Source organism: Youngiibacter fragilis 232.1 (assembly GCF_000495435.3).
GTDB lineage: Bacteria > Bacillota > Clostridia > Clostridiales > Clostridiaceae > Youngiibacter > Youngiibacter fragilis.
The window spans coordinates 101,447-121,455 of the sequence record NZ_AXUN02000198.1 but is presented as its reverse complement, the minus strand read 5'-3'; the positions used below and the strand labels follow the sequence as shown (position 1 = coordinate 121,455).

The 20,009-nt window shown below is 48.6% G+C and carries 18 protein-coding genes; 6 read left to right on the top strand and 12 right to left on the bottom strand.

Annotated features, from left to right (window positions below; genetic code table 11):
* Positions 1–16 precede the first annotated feature (16 nt).
* From T472_RS14460 to T472_RS14445, 4 genes are all read right to left on the bottom strand, one after another.
* On the bottom strand, positions 17–1,960 hold the full coding sequence (locus tag T472_RS14460; RefSeq protein WP_023389051.1) for a V-type ATP synthase subunit I: 1,944 nt from the start codon (positions 1,958–1,960) through the stop codon (positions 17–19).
* Positions 1,947–2,273 carry an ATPase gene (locus tag T472_RS14455; RefSeq protein WP_023389050.1) on the bottom strand — a complete coding sequence of 109 codons (327 nt, stop codon included), beginning with the start codon at positions 2,271–2,273 and terminating at the stop codon, positions 1,947–1,949. The genes T472_RS14460 and T472_RS14455 overlap by 14 nt, the downstream gene beginning before the upstream one ends.
* 107 nt (positions 2,274–2,380) lie before the next feature.
* Positions 2,381–4,078, bottom strand: a complete 1,698-nt coding sequence (locus T472_RS14450) for a B12-binding domain-containing radical SAM protein (RefSeq protein WP_023389049.1) — start codon at positions 4,076–4,078, stop codon at positions 2,381–2,383.
* On the bottom strand, positions 4,068–4,796 hold the full coding sequence (locus tag T472_RS14445) for a zinc dependent phospholipase C family protein (protein WP_023389048.1): 729 nt from the start codon (positions 4,794–4,796) through the stop codon (positions 4,068–4,070). The genes T472_RS14450 and T472_RS14445 overlap by 11 nt, the downstream gene beginning before the upstream one ends.
* A 293-nt stretch (positions 4,797–5,089) precedes the next feature.
* On the opposite strand from T472_RS14445, the gene T472_RS14440 reads away from it, so the two are divergent.
* Entirely contained in the window at positions 5,090–6,205 is a 1,116-nt protein-coding gene (locus tag T472_RS14440) for an aminopeptidase (RefSeq protein ID WP_023389047.1), read from the top strand.
* A gap of 156 nt (positions 6,206–6,361) precedes the next feature.
* On the opposite strand, the gene T472_RS14435 is transcribed toward T472_RS14440, so the two are convergent.
* The 4 genes from T472_RS14435 to T472_RS14420 are packed head-to-tail and all read right to left on the bottom strand — an operon-like array spanning position 6,362 to position 11,281.
* A complete protein-coding gene (locus T472_RS14435; RefSeq protein WP_023389046.1) occupies positions 6,362–6,910 on the bottom strand; it encodes a DUF2238 domain-containing protein in 549 nt (182 codons plus the stop codon).
* A gap of 15 nt (positions 6,911–6,925) precedes the next feature.
* The gene (locus T472_RS14430) at positions 6,926–8,524 is read right to left on the bottom strand and encodes a putative polysaccharide biosynthesis protein (protein ID WP_023389045.1); all 1,599 of its coding nucleotides are present in this window, start codon (positions 8,522–8,524) and stop codon (positions 6,926–6,928) included.
* A 13-nt stretch (positions 8,525–8,537) separates the two neighbouring features.
* A complete protein-coding gene (locus T472_RS14425; protein WP_023389044.1) occupies positions 8,538–9,503 on the bottom strand; it encodes an RluA family pseudouridine synthase in 966 nt (321 codons plus the stop codon).
* Between the two features lie 50 nt (positions 9,504–9,553).
* Positions 9,554–11,281: an ATP-dependent helicase gene (locus T472_RS14420; protein WP_023389043.1), complete on the bottom strand. Its 1,728-nt coding sequence runs from the start codon at positions 11,279–11,281 to the stop codon at positions 9,554–9,556.
* A 187-nt stretch (positions 11,282–11,468) separates the two neighbouring features.
* Between T472_RS14420 and T472_RS14415 the strand changes: the two genes are divergently transcribed.
* From T472_RS14415 to T472_RS14405, 3 genes are all read left to right on the top strand, one after another.
* Positions 11,469–12,938 carry a nicotinate phosphoribosyltransferase gene (locus T472_RS14415; RefSeq protein WP_023389042.1) on the top strand — a complete coding sequence of 490 codons (1,470 nt, stop codon included), beginning with the start codon at positions 11,469–11,471 and terminating at the stop codon, positions 12,936–12,938.
* Between the two features lie 107 nt (positions 12,939–13,045).
* On the top strand, positions 13,046–13,519 hold the full coding sequence (locus T472_RS14410) for a QueT transporter family protein (protein ID WP_040907742.1): 474 nt from the start codon (positions 13,046–13,048) through the stop codon (positions 13,517–13,519).
* 19 nt (positions 13,520–13,538) lie between these two features.
* Positions 13,539–14,786 (top strand): MFS transporter, encoded by a 1,248-nt coding sequence (locus T472_RS14405; RefSeq protein ID WP_040907740.1) that lies wholly within the window; start codon positions 13,539–13,541, stop codon positions 14,784–14,786.
* A 57-nt stretch (positions 14,787–14,843) separates the two neighbouring features.
* Here the strand turns inward: T472_RS14405 and T472_RS14400 are convergent, their stop codons facing one another.
* Positions 14,844–15,329 carry a thioredoxin family protein gene (locus T472_RS14400; protein WP_023389040.1) on the bottom strand — a complete coding sequence of 162 codons (486 nt, stop codon included), beginning with the start codon at positions 15,327–15,329 and terminating at the stop codon, positions 14,844–14,846.
* 157 nt (positions 15,330–15,486) lie between these two features.
* Complete coding sequence (gene argF, locus T472_RS14395; protein ID WP_023389039.1) at positions 15,487–16,443, bottom strand: ornithine carbamoyltransferase; 957 nt, start codon at positions 16,441–16,443, stop codon at positions 15,487–15,489.
* Positions 16,444–16,870: 427 nt separating this feature from the next.
* On the opposite strand from argF, the gene perR reads away from it, so the two are divergent.
* The gene (gene perR, locus T472_RS14390) at positions 16,871–17,296 is read left to right on the top strand and encodes a transcriptional regulator PerR (protein WP_023389038.1); all 426 of its coding nucleotides are present in this window, start codon (positions 16,871–16,873) and stop codon (positions 17,294–17,296) included.
* An 83-nt stretch (positions 17,297–17,379) separates the two neighbouring features.
* Here the strand turns inward: perR and T472_RS14385 are convergent, their stop codons facing one another.
* On the bottom strand, positions 17,380–18,669 hold the full coding sequence (locus tag T472_RS14385; RefSeq protein ID WP_023389037.1) for an amidohydrolase family protein: 1,290 nt from the start codon (positions 18,667–18,669) through the stop codon (positions 17,380–17,382).
* 236 nt (positions 18,670–18,905) lie between these two features.
* Here T472_RS14385 and T472_RS14380 point away from each other — a divergent pair, with 236 nt between their 5' ends.
* Positions 18,906–19,331, top strand: coding sequence for a hypothetical protein (locus T472_RS14380; protein WP_023389036.1), 426 nt, complete (start codon positions 18,906–18,908; stop codon positions 19,329–19,331).
* Between the two features lie 81 nt (positions 19,332–19,412).
* Here the strand turns inward: T472_RS14380 and yihA are convergent, their stop codons facing one another.
* Positions 19,413–20,006: a ribosome biogenesis GTP-binding protein YihA/YsxC gene (gene yihA / locus T472_RS14375; protein ID WP_040907800.1), complete on the bottom strand. Its 594-nt coding sequence runs from the start codon at positions 20,004–20,006 to the stop codon at positions 19,413–19,415.
* Positions 20,007–20,009 lie beyond the last annotated feature (3 nt).

Here is a 20,009-nt window from a genome sequence, read left to right as displayed (position 1 = left end):
TTACATTTCCTCCTAACTACTTTAAATTGATGTATTTTGAAGCATTTTTGAATAAATTGAATGGCTTTCCGCCGCCTGTGTAGAACTTTCCGAAGAACTCAACATAGGTCAGCCTCGATGTATGGACATAAGCCCCGAGAAGGCTCAGGAATATGTTGAACGCCTGTCCTCCGACGAACAGGACGACTCCGAAGAGTATACCGATTATCCCCATTCCTGAAAGCATCCCTATCATCATGTTTATCGCTGATGCTATGAAGCCTCCTGAAAGTCCCAGAGCCATGAGCCTTGAATAAGACACGAAGTCCCCCACGTAGCTTGATATGCCATAAAGGCTGTAGAGTCCGCCGGCAGCCTTGCCGACCATGGACTGGTTCTCCCTTCCTCCGGTTACTACGATTCCACCCATTCCGACTATCATAAGTACCATTGAAACGGTCTTGACTGCCGGTGGAAGGTCAAGGAACATCGGAATAAGGAAGCCTATGGCACCGATAAGGGCCATGTACCAGAAACCTGCGTCAAACAGTGCCCCTACCGGGTCTCCTCCCTTGACGTAAAGGAAAGCCTTTACCCCAAGCGCGAAGAAGACATGGACAAGCCCAAATATGATGGACATTATAAGTATCATCATATAGTCCTTTGCAGGGTCGATCAGTCCAGGTATCTTTATTATCCCTCCGAAGAAGGAACCATAGATGGCACCCCAGAAGATGGTGGGTATGCTCAGATAGAAGAAGAACCTTATGAACTTCTCGGTATTTTCCGCGAGGTTCGCTATCTTGAGGATAACAGCGGTTCCAATGAGCATCAGTGCACCATACCCCACGTCCGCCACCATCATTCCGAAGAAGAACAGGTAGAACGGCGCAAGCAGAGGTGTAGGGTCTATTTCATTGTACTGCGGCAGCGCATACATCGCTGTAAGCGACTCGAAGGTCTGGTTGACCTTGTTGTTCTTTAGAAGTATCGGTATGTCAGCCTCATCGGTAGCTTCCTTTACATCCAGGTAGTAGGCGTTCTTCTGGGACGCCTCCACAGCCTTCCTGAAATCACCGGCCATTTCCGTCGGGATATAGCCTCTTATGACATTCACGCTGTCTGTCCTAAGGAAATTCTCTGAAGCATGCAGCCTTACCTTCTTGTTCATGAGGTACTCGTAATAGATCTCCAGGTCAGGCAGATGGACTGCCATTTCCTTTATCCCGTTCTTTACGGCTTCCCTTTCCGACTTGAGTTCTGCGAGCCTCTCGGCTATCTTGTGCATCTCCCTGTCGGGCTCAGCTTCGCCGGATATCCTAATGCTTGAGAAGCTGTTGTTCCTCAGCACCTCGTTGACTGCATCCTTCTCATCCTTTGATGAAATCGCCAGAAGATAGGAATCGTCCTTGCCCTCGCTTATGACCTCATAGTAGGTGTAGTCGAAGGGCAGAAGTTCATTCATCAGCTTATCCTTCAATTTCTTCGGCACTGTTCCTGTAAAGACTTCACTCTGGCTGAAGCCTTTCATTGAGGCTACAGGATACCCTAAGGTCACCCATGGCTTCAGTTCATCAGATGCCGCAATCAGTCTCATCTCTTCCTGGTTAAGGCTCTCGACCTTTCCCATCCTGTCCTTCAGGCTTTCGAAAACAGGCTTGTAGTCATATGCGCCTGCTGTCTCTTCAAGTCCTTCAAGTGTGAAGTTCGCCTTTCCCTTTATCATCGCCTTGAACCCGGTTTCCCTTGGATCATTCTTCGAAAGGATCTCGAGTGCATACTTTATGTTCGCGATGTCCTGGTCAACCTCGGTTATTCCCTCGGGAACGACCACATCACGCAGTCCCTCTTCCTTGAGAGTCTCATCATTGGCCAGGTCAGAAAAGTGAACATATCCGAACTTCTGCAGTTCATGGAGGAGGTTATCCCTTTCGGAATCGAAGGCAAACAAGCTGAAGGAGCTCATTTTAACTATCGCCATTTGTCTTCACGATCCTCTCGATAATGATGTTCACCGCATCCTTAAGCTTGTCATCACTTAGCGATGCGATATCCTTTGCATCCTGCAGGCCTTTTTCAATAATCGGCTTTGCAATTTCCTCCCCCTCTCTGACAGCGGAGGCTTTCATGTCTTCAGCTTCCTTTTCAGCTTTCTGGAGGATTTCTCTATATGACCTCTCAGCCGAAATTTCAGCTTCTCGTTTTGAATCCCTGGCCTTCTGCCCGGCTTCCTGCAGTATGTCCTTTGCCCTTTCTTCCGCTGCCTTTACAGCTTCGATCGCTTCTTTCGCCACTTTCTCACCACCTTTTAAAAAAGAATAAGTACCACTTAATATGATTTAAATTACCGCATAGACATTATCTTATACCAAGTTCGTCTGATTTTCAATTGTTATCGTTGTCACAATGTGATAATTTTACCATGCGTTCTGCTTTTATCGAACAATACAGCTACCGGACCCGGGTTTCTTTCGTTACCTGATATGTGCGAAACAACATCATTCTCAAACCATTCTACGTGGCCTACCACCCCTTCTTCCCTTTTTAGTTTTCTCCTTATATCGTTCGTATCCTTATCGATCCTTTCCAGGAAAAAAGGAATACCCTGTCTCCTGTTCCAGAGGAGAAAGTCATACTTCACAAGGTCCCTCATGAGACCTGGTTCGAAGCCGGCCTTCATCTCCAGCACCCTTGCTGAGTACATGAGAAATATCCTGTAGTAGTCATCTGATGAGGGTGAGCGTACCCTGTACCCCTCACTGTCAAGGGCATTTCCAAGACCTTCAAAGAATACCAGAGGATCTTCATGGAAGCTTGCTGCATATGTCAAAGAATTAACGAACTTTCCAGAATTATGATACTTGTCCAACGCCTTCTCTGCAGCCTTGAGACGCCCCACATCAGCCCTTCCCATTGTAGCTGTACTTATCACCTGATATGGAGGGAAGGGACTGTGCACCATTCCCCATCTCTTCACTTCACTTTCCATCGGCGTCCCTCTGATGATCTTCAGGAATCCCAGCTGCAGGACATCCGGTCCCAGCGAATATACTTCATTGAAGCTCCGTCTGAATGATTCCATGGTATCCATCGGCAGACCGGCGATAAGGTCAAGATGGTGGTGTATGTTCCCAAGTGTCAGAAGGCTTAGAAGGCCTTCCCTGAAGCCCTTGGAATGTCTCCTTATAAGATGCAGGACATTCTCGTCAGTGCTCTGAACACCTGTCTCGAACTGGATCCTCCCGGGCGGTGCTTCTTTCAGCACCTCCATCTGAGCGTCATTTACCATCGATGGCGACATCTCGAAATGGAATACAGCGGATGTATCAAGGGAGATTATCCTCCTGAATACCTCAGCGGCATCGGGATGTGCATTGAATGTCCTGTCCATGAACTTCACAAGCTTAGCACCAAGTTTCAGGAGACTTTCCACATCATCCATAACAGAAGCCACAGACCTGAACCTCAGGTCCTTCTCCGCTGATGAAAGGCAGTAGGAGCAGCTGTAGGGGCACCCCCTTGAAGCCTCTATGCAGGCAATCCTGTCTGAAAGGTCTTCATCCATGGAGTATGGGAATGGAAGCCTTGCCAGGTCCATCTTATCCCTTGGGGGATAGACCATGGGGATCCCGTTCCTGATAGTTGCAAGCCCTCTTACCTCATCATTGTCCCCAAGGCTGAATGAACCTGATGTTTCCATATTGTCCAGGCATTTTTCAATGAGCTCGCGATAGGTCTCCTCACCCTCGCCTGCAATGATATAGTCACCCTTCAGTCCCATAAGGCTTTCTTCAGCGTTCCAGCTCACCTCAGGCCCTCCGAAAAGCAGACGGATGGAAGGTCTTGCAAGCCTTATGAGTCTGGAGATGCGGCTCACCTGCTCCACATTCCAGATATAGGTTGAGAATCCCACCATGTCAGGCTCGCAGTCCAGTATGTCGTCCAGCATATCCATCAGGGGACTCTGTATTGTATATTCCATCATGAGGCAGTCATATTCAAGGTCCTTCGTGAATGCCTTAATGTATCTCAGGGCTATGTTAGTATGTATGAACCTGGAGTCAATCGATACCAGGACTACCTTCGGCCTATTCCGCATAATACAGCTCATAGAAGTCCAGAAGCAGTCCTGCCGTAGTTCTCTGGGCCTCGGCCAGAAGTCTTGTGGACAGCTCGTAATAAAGCCTGTCCCGGTCCTCTTCCCTTCTGAACTCCTCAACGGTCCTGTTGGCTGACTTGGCATTTTCCCTGATATAATCATCGAATTCACTGAAGCGATTGACTCCGTCAGATACGGAATAATCTATCTCCTCGAATATCCTGTTCTTTATCCAGGTCTCATAGGACTTGTGGCTGTCCAGCAGCTTGTTGTTGACATGCTGAGGTACCGTCATGTCCTGGGAAAGGTGGCATATCGCTCCGAGATAGAATACTGACTTGTGGGTATTGTTCCTGCTCAGGTAGAAAAGGCTCTTCTCCCTGTATTTCTTGGCCTCGCTGAGAGCATCTGAAAAACCATACAGACCCTTCTGCATCTTGTTGTGGTAGAAATGGTTTATCGACTTGAAGTCCTGGTCTGCCCATGTGGCCCCTTCGTTAAGGGGCTTTATGAACTCCTTGTAGAAACCTGCAGCATCGTGGTGACCCTCGTTCTCAAGTATCTGGACAGCCTGTATGTTAATGAACCTGTGCACCATGCACGGTGTCTTGAAAGCCATTTTTTTAAGTGGATTGGCCGCTACCATGACTCCGGTAAGGACCATTCCGTATGTGTATTCGACGGCGCCCTTGGGCTTCTTGTCTATCGCACCCTCCATCTGGGATCAGCTCCTTGATGTTAATGATTACATTATACTCCTTAACATGTCTTTTTTTGCAAATCTTGCGTCAATTCACTGTATTGCCGCTCATTTATTGAACAATCTATAATAATACCGTTTACAATTTTAAAATCATCAATTTTTCAAAATATATATTCTATTATCGATAAGGCAATGTTCGCCATTGTGCCACATTGGCAAATATCGGCTTTGCGGACACCCCGTTTCAACACATCCGGCACTTGGTGGTACAATGATATTAATATCATCTCTGGAGGTAAAAGTTAAAAATGAAAGACCCAAGAATATCAAAACTGGCATGGAATCTCATAAACTATTCAACAAGGCTGAAAGAGGGCGAGAAGGTCCTCATAGAGTGCACCGGACTCGAGCATGAATTGGTATCTGCAATCGTGGAGGAAGCGTACAGGGTAAAGGCACTTCCGTTCGTGACCATAAAGGACGCCAGGGTCCAGAGGTCGCTTCTTATGGGAGCAACAAAGGAACAGCTTGACATGATGGCAAAGTATGAGGCTGCGAGGATGGAGGACATGGACGCCTACATAGGGGTCAGGTCGGGGATGAACATCAGCGAGACCTCTGATGTCCCGTCTGAAAAGATGGACCTTTACTCTAAGCACTTCATGCACCCTGTCCATTTCGACATTAGGGTCAACAGGACCAAATGGACAGTCCTCAGGTACCCTTCCCCGTCAATGGCCCAGGCGGCAGGAAAATCCACAGAGGCCTTCGAAGACTTCTATTTCGATGTCTGCAACCTTGACTACTCAAAGATGTCAGAGGCCATGGACAGTCTTGTGTCACTTATGGAGAAGACCGACAGGGTCAGGCTCGTTGCTGAGGGCACTGACATTTCCTTCAGCATAAAGGGCATTCCAGTCATAAAGTGCGCAGGGGAAATGAACATACCTGATGGTGAGGTCTATACGGCCCCGGTGAAGGATTCCGTCAACGGGGTGATATCCTACAACGCACCGTCACTCTACCAGGGCTTCACCTATGAGAACATAAGGCTTGAGTTCAGGGACGGCAAAATAGTATCAGCTGCGGCCAACGACACAGAAAGGATAAACAAGGTATTCGACACCGATGAGGGTGCCAGGTATGTCGGGGAGTTCGCGATAGGGGTGAACCCTTACATACTGACACCGATGAAGGATACGCTCTTTGACGAGAAGATCTCAGGCTCGATCCACTTCACCCCAGGCAACAGCTACGAGGACGCCGACAATACTAACAGGTCTGCAGTCCACTGGGACCTTGTCCTCATTCAGAGGCCTGAATACGGCGGAGGCGAGATATGGTTCGATGATGTGCTCATAAGGAAGGACGGACTCTTCGTACACGAGGACCTTCTGAAGCTCAATCCGGAGAACCTGATATAGCAGGAATCACCCAGAGGCTTAAGACATGGACTTCAACCCTTTGAGATTCATTTTCGGAAGAAAATGTCCCGCTGCTTATGATCTAATAAGCATATTGAAAGGGGGACCCTATGCGATATCCGCATAAGGTCCCCCTTTTATTCACATTACCAGAATCTACGGTTTCATTTTTCCCTTTGACATATGATAAAGGGCGATTGCAGAAGCTGCAGCCCCTACTGCGCCGAATATCAGGTCCCACATGGTGTCTGAAAGGCTCCCGTGCTGTGAGTCCGCTCCAAGGAAGTCCACTCCAAACTCGTAGATCTCCCAGAATGTGCTGAGGCTCACAGAGAAAAAGAAGGCATAGAGGGCTCTGCCCCATTGTGCATTCCCTTCCTGCCTTATCGCATCCTTCGCAAGATACACAAGGCAGGCTCCTGTAATCAGGTGTACGAGGCTGTCGTACCATGGAAGAAGGACATAAACGCTGAGGATTACGCCGATGAAGGTCGCCATGACAAACCATCCCGTGAAGATCAGCCTTGTTGTAAGCTTCGCCCTCCCTCTCCCAGAATAGAGGAACAGGAAGAGGAGTATGAATGCGGCTGATATCGCAGACTGCAACGACTTATCGGAAGTGCCTTCAGTCATGAAAAAATAAAAGGCGCAGCATATGAACAGGATAGCCACTGCTGTTTCAGGAAATAATGGCTTCCTCTTCATTTTCCGCACCTCCTATCATTTCATTCTTGACCTTATGCCTTCAGGAATCATCCTGAGGAGCCTCGGGCTTATCTCTCTTATCTCATCCTTCTTCAGTCCCCCTATGAGGAGAAGGACTGTAAAGTACACAGCCATGCCTGCACCTATGTTTGCGAATGTAAGCATGCTTGACAGCACATAGCCTGCTTTGACGCCTGACAGCAGAAGGTTTGTCAGATACAGGACACCTCCCATGGCAGCAGACGCTGCCAGCGGCCTTACTGACTCCCTGATGAGGTTCATCCTTATCCCGAGCCCCTTGGCTATAAGTATGTTATTCATGATGAAGGGTATGATGTAGTTGAGGTACATGGAGAGCACAGCTCCCATGATGTTCACCTCTGGCATCCCTACGAAATATGAGTTGGAAACGAGCTTGACGACAATTCCCAGGGAAAGCGTCGCGATTCCCCAGTAGAATTTCCCGAAGCTCTGGAATATGACGTTCTGGACCATGACAAATCCCAGAAAAACAACAACGAAAGCTCCGTACTTCAGGAGCACCGCTCCGGCCCTTCCCGGGTAGAGGAGTGCATATACCGGGTCCGCAAGGACCATCAGCCCGAATGCTGAGGGCATTGCGATCATGAATACAGTCTTTACAGCAAACCTTATTTTCCTCTCCACATCCTCGTCGTCATCAAGCGCCCGCGCCCTGGATATTCCGGGCAGAAGCACAGCGGTCAGCGCGACGATGATGGTGTTCGGGGTGTATATCAGTGTCTTGAACCTCGACAGCTGGCTGAACGCGGTCTTTGCTGCCGTGAAGTCAAGGCCTGCGGTATAAAGTGCGTTGTTCACTATGAACATGTCTATGAAGCCGCCAAGGTTCTGGATCCCCGCTGACATGGTTATCGGGAAGCCATAGTTGAAAAGCTTCATGAGAAGCTCCCTGTTCGTATGCCTGTAGGCTTCGGGGTCCTGCATGGACCTCTTAACCTTGTGGAGCCTTCCCTTGTAGTACTCCCTTACCAGAAGGATGATTGCTACCAATGCACCTGCGCTTGTTCCAAGCGTGCCTCCCGCGACACCGTACTCGACTGATACCTTCATCAGCGCCCATGCCGCTGCGAGTGACACGGTCACATTGACAAGCTGCTCGATTATCTTTGACACGGCATTGCTCGCGATATAGCTTCTTCCAAGGAAATAGCCCCTGTATGCCGATAGGACTCCGGTTATGAGCACCGTAGGGGACAATGCCCTTATGGCTATCGTAGCCTGCGGGCTCTTCGATGCGGTGGCTATGAGCGGCGCCATGGCGTAAAGCAGTATCGACGCGAAGAGTGAAAGGAGTATCAGCACCGACCTTGCCAGGCGGAAAGCCCTTAAGGCATCCCTGTGGTTCCCCTTTGCAGTAAGCTCGGATATGAGCTTCGCTATGCCTCTCTGTATACCCTCGTTCGTAAGTACGTATATGAACGTGAAGGCGTCATATGACACCACATAGATGCCGTGTCCCACATCCCCGAGTATCCTGACAAGGAGAGGCACATAGACCACGGACATTATCTTTACGAGCATCTCCGCTGCCGAAAGGTATGCGAAGCCTTTGCCCGTTGACTGCTGCTTCATGTGAGAACCTCCATCAGAGATCGAATTTGAAAACGTCGTTCCTTATCTTCTTGAATATCGGCGGAAGCTTTTCAACGATCACCTTGTTTTCCAGATACTGAAGCTTTCCGGTGGCGTTCCTGAACGTCAGCTTATAGGCATACAGGTACTGGTATGAAAGCGCATACTTGTTGTTGAAGTAGCTGTTGGTATTCTTGTCACCGTACTTCGTGTCGCCGACTATCGGATTGCCTAGGAAAGCCAGGTGAGCCCTCAGCTGATGGCTCCTTCCTGTCAGAAGCTCAAGCTCTACGAAGGAGAACAGTCCGCTGGACTTCTCAGTGACCACCTTCATTGCGATCTCCTTGCGGGAAGGTCCGTCTGTCAGGGATACGAGGCTGGTGTTGACATCCTCGCGCTTCTCTATGAATGCCCTGTACTCTCCGTCCTTTATCCTTCCCTTGACCAGGGCGACATACTTCTTCTCTATGTCCCTCTCCCTCATCATGGAGCTAAGCTCCTTCAGGGCCTCGAAGTTCTTTCCGTACATTACAAGGCCTGAAGTGTTCCTGTCCAGCCTGTTTACAGGAGAAGGCGAGAATGTCTTCTCCTCCTCAGGGCTGTACTCGCCCTTTTCCTTCAAATATGAAAGGACGTGGTCAGTAAGGGTAGGCTCATTGCTCCCCATGTCCTTGTGCACCAGTATCCCGGGCCACTTTTCAACTACAAGGAGATTTTCATCCTCGTAGGTGACCTTGAACTCCGCGTCCACCTGTATGAATTCCTTTTTGGTTTCAGGCGCTTTCGACTCAAGGTACTTTATCTCCAGTACATCCCCAAGGTTCAGCATGTCCTTTTCCTTGCCCCTTGCTCCGTTGACCCTTATGTCGCCTTTCCTCATGGCCTTGTATATCGCAGAAAGCGGCACGTCCTTCAGGTATTTCCTAAGAAACTTGTCCAGCCTCTGCCCTGCTTCATTGCTTCCTATCTCTATTCTCATTTTTCTCCTTCAGGGAGCGCCCTGCTCCCAAATATCTTCCAATAATTATATCATATAACGAATCTGCTTCTTTTTCTCTCTTTTCCATGAATTGTCCGCGGTGAATATATGTCAAGCTCATGCCTTGCACGGGTTATACCGACATAGAATATCCTCCGCTCTTCCTCAAGGTCAGCTCCTGTAACAGCCTGGGGCATTATACCCTCCACGCAGTTCACCAGGAACACCTTGTCGAACTCAAGCCCCTTGACGCCGTGTATGGTTGACAGGAGAAGCTTGGCTGAAGGGTCGCTTTCAGGCTCCTTCGTGCTCTCCTCAAGGAAGGCGGCAAGCACCTTGTGGTTCCCTGCAAGCTCAAGCATCTCATCAAGGTCACCGTTAAGCTCCTCAATGTCCCTTCCCGTCCTCTCCGAATAATCCTTCAGGTAGTCCTCGTAGCCCAGGACCTTGCCGATATATCTCACAAGGTCCTTAGGGGATTTCTTCGACATGGGCTTCAGGTCGCGTATTAGCTCCTTCATCCTGCCTTTCGCGAAATCGCCCTTCTCACCGGACAGAAGCACTGTCTTGATATCCTCACCCGAAGCCAGCCTTCTAAGGTCATCCTTAGGGATGTACCTGTATGGCTTGTTTGCGATCCTCGCGAAGTGCCTCGGGTCTCCGGATGCCGCATACCTCATGTATTCAAGTATGTCCCTTGCAACCATGGTCCTGTAGAAGCTGTATCCATCCCTGCACCTGAACGGTATGCTTTCCCTCCTCAGATGTTCCCTGATCCTTTCGCCTTCCTCGTTGGTCCTGTAGAGGACGGCATAGGAACCGTAGATGTCCTTCATTACCTCAGCTGAAATGTCTGAAAGCATCCCTTCCTGGCTTGGCGGGAAGACCTTCCTTATCCTTGTCAGGTCCTTCCTGTCCGGAAGGAGCTCCTTGTCGTTCCTTGCCCTGTTGAACCTTATGACCTCGCCGGCATAGTCAACAATCGTCCGTGAGCTCCTGTAGTTGTATTTCAGGTAAAGCTTCCTGCCATTGAACCTATCCTCAAAGTCCATCATCGCTGACGGATCGGATCCCCTGAAGGCATATATGCACTGGTCCTCGTCACCTACGCAGAAGATGTTTCCACCCTCAGAAAGCCTGACCAATAGCTGAAGCTGTACCGGGTCAAGGTCCTGGAACTCATCCACAAGGATATGCGTGAAAGTCCTCCTGATTCTTGCCGTAAGCTCCTTGTCCTCAAGGAGTGACAGGAACCTGGTCTGAAGGTCATCGAAATCCATTAGGCCCCGTTGCTTCTTGAATCCCTCATACAGGTCCATGGCCTTCCTGAACACATCATCCCTCAGGGCCATCGCTTCCTTCCTGGATTCAGCGCCCTTGAAAAGCGCCATCCTGTAGGCAGAAAAATCCCTCATAAGGCTATCTATGTCTTCCCTTGCAAGGTTCAGACTCCTCTGCATGAGGAGCTTAACCTCCTGCTCTGGTTTTCCGTAAACGAGGCTGACATCTGTGCCGAGTGACCTAAGTATCCTGTAGGAAAATCCATGGAGGGTCCCGAAGAAAGGCTTCCTGTCACCTCCGAACCTTGCCTTAAGCTCCTCAGCGGCAGCTTTCGAGAAGATCAGTACCAGTATCCTGCCGGGTGCTACGCCTGAATCCATGGTCAGTCCGAGCCTCTCAAGCAGTACGGTTGTCTTTCCCGAACCCGGAGGGGCGACAACCAGGACCCTGTTCTCTTCTGTCCTGCATGCAATCTTCTGATATTCATCAAGTTCCATGGCTTCACCTCCAAATTTACCCATAGATTCCTATTTTACTCCATATGGAAGGAATTTCCCATTATTTTTTCCTGAAACATTGGTTGAATCCACCATTTGAATCACAAATTGGTTAAAGGGCTTAAGTTATTTGTGAAAATTTGGTAATATGATAGATAGACGAAATAAAATTGAAACAGGTGATTATATGGAAAGGGTTATAGACGTGAGGAACGGAAGAAACCTTACTATGCTTACAGACTTTTATGAACTGACCATGGGTAATGGATACATGAAGGAAGGTGTTTCAGATACGATAGCCTACTTCGACATGTTCTTCAGGAGAGTCCCTGACGGAGGCGGCTACTGCATAATGGCTGGGGTGGACCAGCTCATGGAATATCTTGAGAACCTTACCTTCTCCAAGGAGGATATTGAATATCTCAGAGGCAAGGGGATATTCAGCGAAGAGTTCCTCTCATACCTTGAGAACTTCAAGTTCGAATGTGACGTATGGGCAGTCCCTGAAGGCACTCCCGTTTTCCCCAACGAACCCCTTGTAATAGTAAGGGGCCCTATCATACAGGCCCAGTTCGTGGAGACAATGATCCTCCTTACAATTAACCACCAGACACTGATAGCTACCAAAGCCAACAGGATCGTAAGGGCTGCAAAAGGAAGGCCGGTGCTTGAATTCGGCTCAAGACGCGCTCAGGGATATGATGGTGCCATCTACGGGTCAAGGGCCGCCATAGTCGGCGGATGCTCATCCTCCTCAAACACCCTTGCCGAGATAATGTTCAATGTGCCTTCATCAGGAACCATGGCCCACAGCTGGGTACAGCTGTTCGACACCGAGCTTGAAGCCTTCAGGAAGTGGGCAAACGCCTATCCTTCGAACTGCTCGCTCCTGATCGACACTTACAATGTGCTGAAATCTGGTGTTCCCAACGCAATAACCGTCTTCGACGAGATTGTCGTTCCGAGCGGTTTCCGGCCGAAGTCCGTGAGGATAGATTCAGGAGACATAACTTACCTCACCAAGGAGACAAGGAGGATGCTTGACGAGGCTGGTTACAGCGATGTCAAGATCATAGTGTCCAATTCACTTGATGAGCACATAATCAGGGATGTCCTCAACCAGGGAGCTGAAATAGATATTTTCGGAGTAGGAGAAAGGCTGATCACCGCCAAGTCCGAGCCGGTCTTCGGTGGTGTCTACAAGCTTGTGGCCGTAGAGAAGGATGGCAGGGTCATTCCGAGGATCAAGATAAGCGAGAACCAGGAAAAGATCACTAACCCCCACTTCAAGAAGGTATACAGGATCTTCACGAAAAAGAACGACAAGGCAATAGCGGATGTAATTTGCGAGCATGATGAGGTCATCGACGAGAATGAGCCCCTCACCATATTCGACCCTGTGTACACATGGAAGCAGAAGGTCGTCACAAGCTTTTACGCAAGGCCTCTGCATGTCCAGCTGTTCAGTCAGGGAAAGCCGGTCTACGATAGCCCTACGGTCCTTGAGATAAGGGATTACTCCGCTAAGGAGACTGACAAGCTCTGGGCTGAAGTCCTGAGATTCGAAAATCCCCACAACTACTATGTGGACCTTTCCCAGAAGCTGTGGGATACCAGGCAGGACCTGCTTATCTCGCATTCAAGGGAGTACATATAGGATATTGCCGTATTGCCGTGGAAAACATTTGCCGTGGAAAACCCTTCCACGGCTGCTGCTTTTGTGATAGAATGCATGTTGCATTAAAATGATTGGAGTCAAAAGATATGGATACAAAGGTTTCTTTTTTGGTAAGGACAGCTATAGTAGCTGCAATCTATGCGGTCATAACGATACTTAACCCCTTCAGCTGGTACGGGATCCAGTTCAGGGTATCGGAAGTCCTCACGCTTCTGGTCTTCATCGACAGAAAATACATACCAGGTCTGGTTGCCGGGTGCTTTATAGCTAACCTTCCAAGCCCCCTTGGCATTGCGGACATCTTCTTCGGTACATCAGCGACTTTCATCGCCCTGCTTCTCATGGCAAGGTCCAGGAGCCTGTTCGTCGCTTCCCTATGGCCTGCGATTGTCAACGGGCTAATCATCGGCCTCGAACTGAAGCTGGTGCTTGGTCTTCCCTTCATACTTTCCGCCCTCCAGGTGTTTGCTGGTGAATTCCTGGTGGTGTCAGTAGTAGGATACATTGTCTTCAGGACAATCCTTAAGGACAAGAACCTGGTCAGGGCATTGAAATTTTAGCTGGAAGGAAGGATTCCCAATGAAGCTTGTCAGGCGTCTCAATCTCAGATTGTTCGGCGGCAGCAAAAACATCAGGTATTACACGCTGAACGGTATCCTGTTCACAATGGTAACCATCTTTGCAAAGAGCTTTGCGGCAAAATTCCTTGACAGGCTTGGAGGAGCACCCATACATTATTCGCTCCTGAACGCCCTCCCAGGATTTGTTGCCATATTTGTGACTATCCCTGGAATTGTAATGATACAGATGGCCAGGAACAAGCGCAGGATTATGGAGGGCTTCTTCTATCTCAGCAGGTCATTCCCTCTCCTTCTTGCACTGGTTCCTTTCCTTCCGGAAGCAAGGAGGCCACTTGCCTTTGTTCTTGTATACGGACTCATGAACTTCCCTGAATCCATCTCAGCTACGGCTCTCCAGAGCTTCACCGGTGATGTGTTCTCTCCCAGGGAGAGAGGTGAAGCAATAACCTACAGGAACTCATATTCACAGATTGCCCAGCTCATTACATCTGTAATCATGGGAGTGGTGCTCTCTGTTACAACCACGAACAGGTCAGCGATATTCATGTACCAGCTCTTCATCGTCCTCAGCTTCCTGCTGGGCCTGAAGGAGATCCATTACCTTAACCTGCTGAAGGCGGAAGAAAGGGCTCCACTTGCCAACATGAACCCTGTGGATACCATACGGCGCATCTTTACCAACAGGGACTACAGGTCCTTCATCATCTGTTCGCTTATCTTCCACTTCGGATGGCAGACAGGATGGCCCCTTTTCAGCATTTACCAGATAAGCTACCTTGGAGCTGATGAGAAGTGGCTTACCATAGTGAACGTTGTGCTTAGCCTTTCGGGAATTGTGAGCTTCCCGATCTGGCAGAGGATAGTGAAGAAGACGGGCTATGACCTCGGCATAGTCTTTGCGACGATATGCATGGCATCAACACCTATACTTTACACATTTACACACAGCATGTTCATGAATGCTGCCGTCCAGCCAATCATAGGCTTCTCGACTGCAGGCATCACCGCAGTGCTCCTCGGACTAATGCTCGAGTCTTCACCAGAAGGTGAGGGGTTGGTTTCAGCTGCTGTCCACACGACCCTGACAAGTGTGACCCTCGCTGTTGCACCCCTGTTCGGAAACCTTGTGCTCAGCCTGTTAGGTCTGAACGCATCGCTCTACGTTTCAGGTACGCTTCGTGCAGCTGGCGCCCTGGCATTTCTCATAAGATACCACATGAAGAGAAGGAAGGATGGATCCATCTGACAATGGAAACATCCTTCCTTTCTTTATGTTCAAAATTCCTATCCGGGTCTTTTTAAATCAGATCCTCAGCAATTCAACCATCGCTTCCTCGATCATATCGTTGTACGCACCTGCCCTGAACTTGACAACAAGGTCCTTCTTGTCCTCAACCGCAGCATGCCTCATTTCATCCTTCAGCTTTTCAGGGAACTCAAGGAACACCGAAAGCGGCTCACCGTTCTCATCGAAAAATACAAGAAGCGGAATCCTCGACTCTCCGGCAGCCTCCACCAGCGCTTCTTCATTCCCGGTCCTGTGTTTTATCGTATACTCTATGTTTGGATTCTCTTCCCTCATCCTTTCAATGTAAGGAAGAACTGCAACACAGTCCGGGCAGTAGCCTTCTGAAAAGGCAACGACTTTCCTTGATTTCGAAAGACCCTTAAGCTTCTCCTTCACACCTTCTGACAGCAAAGTCTTTTCGTATCTCTCCCTGAATTCAGGCCCCACCTGATTCAGATATTCCGGGAACGTAACTCCCCCGTCAAACAAACCCATCTCCATTTCATGACCTCCGCTTTTTCCTTGATTATAACACCATTTCGCCGCACAATAAACCCGGAGCACCTGTCAGTCCAGATACTCCGGGTTATTTCCGGTTTGAGCCTGTCAGTCCAGGCTTTCCGAATATATGGCAAGGGCACCAGCCCAAAACCAGCTTCTATAGCAGTGCTGCAAGTACCGCCTTCTGGGCGTGCAGCCTGTTTCCTGCCTCATGGTACACATATGAGTTAGGTCCGTCGATTATCTCGGCAGTGACCTCCTCCTCCCTGTGTGCAGGCAGGCAGTGCATGAACATGTAGTCATCCTTCGCGTAGGAGACAAGCTCCTTGTTTACCTGATAGTCAGCGAATGCTCCAATCCTTGCCTCAGCCTCTTCCTCGAAACCCATGCTTGTCCATACGTCAGTGTATATGACATCAGCATTAACCGCAGCTTCCTTCGGGTCCTGTGTTATGAACACCTTTCCACCGCTTTCCTTGCCCATTTCCTTGATTTTCGCGATGATCTTCTCATCAGGAAGGTATCCTATTGGGCAGGCCATGTATACTTCCATTCCCATTGCAACTCCTGCTGCCGCAAGGCTGTGGGATACGTTGTTTCCGTCTCCGACGTAGCAGAGCTTGAGTCCCTTTACAGAGCCCTTCACTTCTATGACTGTAAGTATGTCAGCCAGAGCCTGGCATGGATGGTATATGTCTGTGAGTCCGTTTATTATCGGAATCGAAGCATGCTTTGCAAGCTCCATCACATCCGCATTCGAGTTGGCCCTTATCATTATTCCGTCAAGGTACTCTGAAAGTGTCGCTGCCGTGTCCTTGACCCCTTCTCCCCTTGATAGCTGCATCTCGTTAGGATTGAGATGAACTACGTGTCCGCCCAGCTGGAGCATTCCAACCTCGAACGAAACCCTTGTCCTTGTGGACTTCTTCTCGAACATCATTCCGAGTGACTTTCCCTTAAGTACCTGCGGGCAATCTCCGGCTTTTGTAAGAGCCTTGATCTCTATCGCATAATCCAGGAGGGCCTCTATCTCTTCAACACTATAGTCAAGGAGAGTTATCATGTCCCTGCCCTTCATGTTCTTTATTATCTCTTTGTTAAGTAATCCCATCATTTCCTTTTCCTCCCTGGACTTTTTACCTTAAGGCTTCTGCCTTCGTCCTCTTTCGCTTGCAGCTTTCTTTCAGCTGATACTCTTATTATAGCGTGTATAATTATAAAGTCAACTGCATTATTATGTATTTTTTCTAATTGTAAATCCAACAACAATCATCGATTTATGTTGACATATTCATGATTAACAACGTTTTCATACTTTAAATGTCGTACTCACCCTAGTATCAACCTGCATTATATACTCATATTTTATACATTTTCAGCAATTGCCGCATAAGCTTCCCCCATGTTTTATGCCAGTTCCATGCATTTTATTCCGATATAAAATATGCTCATCCTGTAATCTTTACTTCGTTGATTACACAATTTTTATATGATACTATGAAAAAGGACATCTAGTTCAAATCTGCACGACGAGGGATGACATGAAGAGTATCACGGAAATATTCAGGGAGAAGAAATTGAAGCTCACACCCCAGAGGATCGCGGTATATGACCACCTGAAGCACACTACATCGCATCCTACAGCTGAAGCAATCTACAAGTCGCTACAGGAGAACTTTCCACTAATGAGCCTCGCGACAGTGTACAAGTCATTGAATACACTGGTTGAGGTTGAGCTTGTTACTGAGCTGGACCTGGGCGAAGGCAACTCCAGGTATGACGCGAATGTCTGTGACCATCCGCATATACAGTGCACTGAATGTGGCAAGGTCGAAGACATTATGGGACTCTCGCTTTCCCCCCTCTGCAAGGAACTTTCAAGGTATTCCGACTATACCCACACAGGAACGAAAGTGTATTTTTTCGGGGTCTGCAGGGAGTGCGCAAAGGGCAAATCGAGGATCTGAACAAAAGACGATATTTAAGGCGCAGCCAATATGGCTGCGCCTCTTTTCATATCTTATAGATAGCTAAGAAAGTTTACCCTGCACTAAGCCCTGGTCTCCATTGCCTTCTCAGGGTCCACAGGATTTCCCCTTACATACCTTGCGATGATATTTTTCCAGGTGCCGCAGTATATGTACTTCTCAAGCCTCTCTTCAACCCCCGGCAGTCCCGCAGGATGAAGCTCACGGTCGTCAACGACTATGCAGTCAAGCTCAAATCCCTCCTCAAAGCTCCCGGTCTTTCCGAAGAATTCTCCCCCTCCCTTTGTAGCGAGGTAAAACACTTCGGTCAGCGTTACGGGCAAAAGCTTTCTGTCCGCCTCCGCATGCTTAAGCTTGGAGCATTTGATGGCTGATACCATGCACTGCCTTATGCTTAAAGTATCGCCTCCTGATATGTCGCTTCCTATACCTACCTTTATCCCAAGGTCCAGGAATTTCCTTAGCGGCATTATGCCGCTGGCGAGGTTTGAATTGGAATCAGGACAATGTGCAGCGAAGAAGTTCTCTGACTTCATCATCCTAAGCTCCCCTTCACTGTTATGTATGCAATGCGCCATGATGGTAGGAGTCTGCCCGAAAAGGCCGAAACTCCCGTATATTCCCGCGTAGCTTCCTGAATCAGGATAAAGCTCCTTCACCCATTCAATCTCAGAAAGTGTCTCATTCAGGTGTGACTGAACAGGTGTCCCGTACCTTTTGGCAAGCCTTCCAAGCCCTTCCAGCAGATGATCTGAACATGTCGGGATGAACCTCGGGGTCAGTATCGGTCTGACACGGTCACTGCCTTCAAATCTTCTTATAAGCTCCTCGGTCGCTGCCAGGGATCTGTCCGTATCCTCCGTCATACCCTTCACCGTATTCCGGTCCATGTTCACCTTACCCGCGTATGCCCGTATTCCTGATGACTCAAGTATCTCCATAAGGTGTATTGTGCTCTCAGTGAATACTGTTCCGAACACCACAGCATTAAGTGTGCCCTCCCTCACCATGTCCCGGACGAACAGCCTGTATATCCTGTCCGCATAATCCATGTCGGCAAAGCGCATCTCCTCAGGAAAGGTCCTTGCCTCAAGCCAGCTGAGCAGCTCCATGTCCAGGCCCAGACCAAGGTTAGCATACTGAGGGCCGTGTGTGTGGAGGTCCGTGAAGCCGGGCATAACAAGACAGCCCTCATGGTCGATCATCTCGATCCCGCCAAAGGATTCAGGTATCTCCCTGAATATGCCGATGATGCTCCCCCCATCTGAGACTATATATGAATCCGGGTGGATCCTGAGCTCGTCCTTTGAGACCGCATGGATAACATCTCCCCTTACAGCCTTGAATCCCATAAGACCACCTCCTCTCCCTCAATTATATATCAGACAAGGGTAAATCAGTGAAAAGTTTGCTGCTGAACATCCGGGATTCTCAGCGCGGAGGTGAATTCATCAAATAATTTGAAGCATGATATAAGTAGTTGCATTTTGTATATTTTAGGGTTAGCATTTAGTATGTAATCAGTTTTAAAGATATCCATTTCAAAAACATGATATATAATTGCCATAATATGTTTGGAGGGTTTTAAATGAGGAAAATCGCTGAAGTATCATTTGTCATTGCCTGCACCATCAGCCTGCTGGTCGGTTTGCTGCATTTTTTCGCACCATATGCCTTTGGATGGTATTCCTACATCCCTGATGCCCCGGCAGAGATCATCCAGTCAGTCAACTACGTGAACTTCTGCTTTTCCTTCCTTCTGACAGGAATCAGCCTTCTTATGATGGTTCTGAGGCAGCGTATCTTTGAAGGTCCGGCAGAGCTGAAGGCATTCTACTGCTTCATCGTTACGGTATGGCTTTCACGGATAGTCATCCAGATGTTCTGGCCATGGCCTTCAGTGCTTCAGACCTGGCTGGTTACAGCATTCACCATCCAGTTCATGTTCACATCGGTTCCGATACTCTACTTTCTAAGCAAGAGCAAGGAAAGAACAGATCAGCTTGCCGGATAAAAAAAGGAAGCCGTCAGGCTCCCTCAGGTCAATGGAACGGATATTTAGTTTCAATTACATTATGCCGTTCCATCTTTACTCTTATACAGTTTCCGGTAGTATCCCCGAAAATATCTCATCTATTACCTTCTGCAGGTTTTCCTTTGTAAGGGCAGAATAGAACAGGACCTTTTCTTCGGAGAGACCAAGTGTCTCTCTTATTATGTTCTCGCTCTTCCTTATGTCGTTCCTCTTCAGCTTATCAAGCTTCGTGGCAACCACAATAACCTCTATTGAATAATGCCTGAGGTATTTGATCATGAGGACATCGTCCTCAGTGGGCTTGTGCCTGGCATCCACGAGGAGGACCACCTTCTTCAGGTCAGGCCTGTTCATCAGGTATTCCTCGATTATCTTCCCCCAGGCCAGCTTCTCCGACTTTGATATCTTTGCGTAACCGTAGCCAGGCAGGTCAACCAGTGAGCATGTGTTGTCAATCAGGAAGAAATTCACCAGCCTTGTCCTTCCGGGAGTGTTCGACACCTTTGCCAGCTTCTTTCTGTTCGTAAGTGAGTTTATGATGGTGGACTTGCCTACATTGGACCTTCCTACGAAGGCAACCTCAGGATATCCTCCCTCAGGGTACTGGTCCTTCTTCACTGCAGATGTCATGAACTCGGAATTCTTGATGGTTATCAT